This is a genomic window from Amycolatopsis sp. CA-128772 (assembly GCF_002904295.1).
Lineage (GTDB): Bacteria > Actinomycetota > Actinomycetes > Mycobacteriales > Pseudonocardiaceae > Amycolatopsis.
This window is the reverse complement of sequence record NZ_PPHG01000100.1, coordinates 1-3,852: the sequence shown is the minus strand read 5'-3', so window position 1 is coordinate 3,852 and position 3,852 is coordinate 1. Positions and strand designations below refer to the sequence as shown.

The 3,852-nt window shown below is 69.2% G+C and carries 4 protein-coding genes; all 4 read right to left on the bottom strand.

Annotated elements, in window-relative coordinates; all coding sequences use genetic code 11:
- Positions 1–927, bottom strand: a 927-nt coding sequence (locus C2L59_RS46045) for a glycosyltransferase (protein ID WP_103355911.1), incomplete at its 3' end; no start/stop codon positions are given.
- 143 nt (positions 928–1,070) lie between these two features.
- Positions 1,071–2,525, bottom strand: coding sequence for a hypothetical protein (locus tag C2L59_RS46040; protein WP_103355910.1), 1,455 nt, complete (start codon positions 2,523–2,525; stop codon positions 1,071–1,073).
- A gap of 24 nt (positions 2,526–2,549) precedes the next feature.
- On the bottom strand, positions 2,550–2,975 hold the full coding sequence (locus tag C2L59_RS46035) for a GtrA family protein (protein ID WP_103355909.1): 426 nt from the start codon (positions 2,973–2,975) through the stop codon (positions 2,550–2,552).
- A partial coding sequence (locus C2L59_RS46030) for a glycosyltransferase family 2 protein (RefSeq protein ID WP_103355908.1) occupies positions 2,972–3,852 on the bottom strand: 881 nt, incomplete at its 5' end. The genes C2L59_RS46030 and C2L59_RS46035, both read right to left, overlap by 4 nt.

Below are 3,852 nucleotides of genomic sequence, written 5' to 3'. Positions count from 1 at the left end.
GTACAGCGGCCGGTTCTGCACCTGGGAGTAGGTGCGGCCGATGTAGCTGCCGAGGACGCCGAGCATGATGATCTGGATGCCGCCGAGGAAGAACATGGCGATGGTGATGAAGGCCCAGCCGGGCACCGCGGTTTCGGGGGCGAAGAGTTTGACGCCGACGACGTAGAGGACGCCGAGGAAGCTCAGCAGGGAGATGAGGTAGCCCATCCGCGTGATCATCCGCAGCGGCGTGGTGGAGAAGCCGAGGATGCCGTCGGCGGCGAAGCGCAGCATCTTCGTCAGCGGGTAGCCGGTGACGCCGGCGTGGCGCTTGTCGCGGTCGAACAGCACGGCGGTCTGCTTGAACCCGACGTAGCTGACGAGGCCGCGCAGGAAGCGGTCGCGTTCGCGGTACTTGCGCAGCTCGTCGACGACTTTGCGGTCGATCAGGCGGAAGTCGCCGGTGTTCTTGGGGATGTCGACGGCGGCCATTTTCCGGAGCGACCAGTAGAAGGCTCCGGCGGTGAGCTTCTTGAACGCGGAATCCTGGCGGGACCGGCGCTGGGCGTAGACGACGTCGTAGCCCTCTTCCCACTTCTCGAGCAGCTCGAGCGCGACGCGGGGCGGGTCCTGCATGTCGCTGTCCATGATGACGACGGCGTCGGCGTCGCCCAGGTCGAGCCCTGCGGTGACGGCCATCTGGTGGCCGAAGTTGCGGGACAGTTCGATCACCGTGACGCGGGCGTCGCGCCCGGCGAGTTCGGTGAGCTTGGCCAGGGAGCCGTCGCGGCTGCCGTCGTCGACGTAGAGGAAGCTGAAGTCGTAGCGGCCGGCCAAGGGCGCGGTGACTTCGTCGACGGTCTTGTGCAGCAGGTCGATGTTCGCTTCCTCGTTGTAGATGGGGAAGACGAACGCCACCCGGCGGCGGGTGGTCGGCTTGGTCGGCACTGCGGGACTCCCCGGAGTTTCGGTGCGGAACGGCCCGGGCGGCACGCGATCAGGTGAAAAAATCCCCCGAACCCGGTGCCCGGCATCCTAGGAGATGGGACCGGCCGCCCTGTCGCGAGTCCCGGTTAGCCGGTGTGCCGGCATCACCGGAACGCCGACCGTTCCGGCTCGCGGAAGGCGTCGAACACCTCGGTCACCGGCTCCTCTTCGGGTTCCTCGACCGGCGGCACCGGCCGGCGCGGCAGCAGGCTCAGCACCCCGAACACGAAGGCCAGGCACGTCGGGAACAGCGTCAGCAACTGGTGCTTCACGCCCTCCACGCCCTCGCCCAAGGCCGACAGCCCGAACTGGCCCACCGCGAACAGCAGCAGGAAGAACACCACGATCCCGTACTCGCGCGCGCGGCGGCGGAACGCGCGGGTCCCGGCCCAGCCGATCAGCAGCCAGACCGGCACCAGTACGACCAGGCCCAGCGGCGCCACCAGCGCGGACAGCCCGGAGAACACCGGCACCCGGAACTCCTGCGCCATCGGCGGCAGCCCGGACGTCGCCGAGAAGCTGCCGAGCCGTGCCGGGCGGGCCGTCAGCGTGTCCACCGCGCCCTGCTGGAGGATCTGCAGCGTGCGCTCGGGGTGGGTGGCGTAGTACCGGACCACGTTCCGGCGGCTGATCCGGTCGGAGTAGGTGCCGTAGCCCGCGTCGGTCCAGGGGTGGGCTTCCCACCAGCTCTTCCCGATGAACTGCTTCGCGCTCGGCGGCAGGCCCAGCGCGGCCAGGTCGGCGTCCGTGTCGTGCTTGCCGTCCACGATGCTGTCGAACACCACGTGGAACACGTTCGCTTCGCGGTACTCGGCGTTGGCCGGGTCGCCCTTCGACTGCACCAGCGTCGTCCCCGCACCCACGAGCACCAGCACGCCCAGCGGCAGCGCCCACCGCGCCCAGCCGCGCTTGCCCAGCGGCCGGACGAGGGCCAGCGCCAGCACGAACAGCGGGATCAGCAGCAGCGTCTGCGACTTCGCGTTGAGGCCGATCATCGCGCCCGCCACGGTCAGCGCGGCGCCCCAGTACCGCCACGCGCCCGTGCGGTGCATCAGCAGCAGGCCGCCCGCGATCAGCAGCATCCCCAGGAAGCCCGCGCCCTCGCTCAGCACCGACGCGAAGTAGCCGAAGAACGCCGAGTCGGCCATCACGAGCAGCAGCAGGACGGCGGCGATGACGCGATTGCGCGTGCTCAGGTCCAGTGCCAGGACCGTCGCCGCGACGCCCACCGCGACCAGCACGCAGGTGAGCGCGCCGAGGACCAGCAGGTTGAGCTCGGCCGGCAAACCGAGCGCCTCGCCGAGCTTGCTCGCGAGCCAGTCGAGCCACGCCTGGCTCGAGATGTAGTCGCTCCTGCAGGGCGTGCCCGGCCCGTAGGCGAAGTGGACGTAATACTCGGACCTCAGTTCGGGGTGCCGGCCGCCGAGCTTGCACAGCAGCCGCCAGCCGTCGCCGTTGTCGGCCATCCCGACCGGCCGGGGTACGAGGAACCGGATCAGCAGCACGCCCAGCGACAGGGCGAAGACGCCCAGGCCGAGGCGCAGTTCACGGGATCGCACCCGGACCAGCGTACGAGATCACGCTCAGTCGGCCGGTGTGGCACCGGGCACCGGGCTGACCGGCCGGTGCCGGAACACGACGTAGTGGTACAGCAGGTAGTTCCAGAACAGCCCGACGACGATCGCCGCGCCCTTGGGCACCAGCAGGCCGGCCCCGGGAGACAGGCGTCCGACCAGCCAGATCACCGAGAACTGGACCACCCACAGCCCGAACGCGGTGACGCCGAAGAACAGCAGCGCCTGGCGGCGGACGTCGCCGTCCTTCGCCCGGAACGTGAAGTTCCGGTTCAGCGCGAACGACAGCAGCATGCCGGCCGTCGTCGAGATGAGGTTGGCGACGAACGTCGGCAGGCCGAGCGTCACCAGGAGCGCGTAGCCCAGGACGTCGACCAGGGTGTTGCCGATCCCGACGATCCCGAAGCGCACCTGCGTCGCCGTGACGAGCCTCATCGGGCGGCGCTCCTGCGGTCTCCGGCGGGCTCGGTGAGGCCGGTGCGCACCGAGGCCACCGTGTACAGCGGCCGGTTCTGCACCTGGGAGTAGGTGCGGCCGATGTAGCTGCCGAGGACGCCGAGCATGATGATCTGGATGCCGCCGAGGAAGAACATGGCGATGGTGATGAAGGCCCAGCCGGGCACCGCGGTTTCGGGGGCGAAGAGTTTGACGCCGACGACGTAGAGGACGCCGAGGAAGCTCAGCAGGGAGATGAGGTAGCCCATCCGCGTGATCATCCGCAGCGGCGTGGTGGAGAAGCCGAGGATGCCGTCGGCGGCGAAGCGCAGCATCTTCGTCAGCGGGTAGCCGGTGACGCCGGCGTGGCGCTTGTCGCGGTCGAACAGCACGGCGGTCTGCTTGAACCCGACGTAGCTGACGAGGCCGCGCAGGAAGCGGTCGCGTTCGCGGTACTTGCGCAGCTCGTCGACGACTTTGCGGTCGATCAGGCGGAAGTCGCCGGTGTTCTTGGGGATGTCGACGGCGGCCATTTTCCGGAGCGACCAGTAGAAGGCTCCGGCGGTGAGCTTCTTGAACGCGGAATCCTGGCGGGACCGGCGCTGGGCGTAGACGACGTCGTAGCCCTCTTCCCACTTCTCGAGCAGCTCGAGCGCGACGCGGGGCGGGTCCTGCATGTCGCTGTCCATGATGACGACGGCGTCGGCGTCGCCCAGGTCGAGCCCTGCGGTGACGGCCATCTGGTGGCCGAAGTTGCGGGACAGTTCGATCACCGTGACGCGGGCGTCGCGCCCGGCGAGTTCGGTGAGCTTGGCCAGGGAGCCGTCGCGGCTGCCGTCGTCGACGTAGAGGAAGCTGAAGTCGTAGCGGCCGGCCA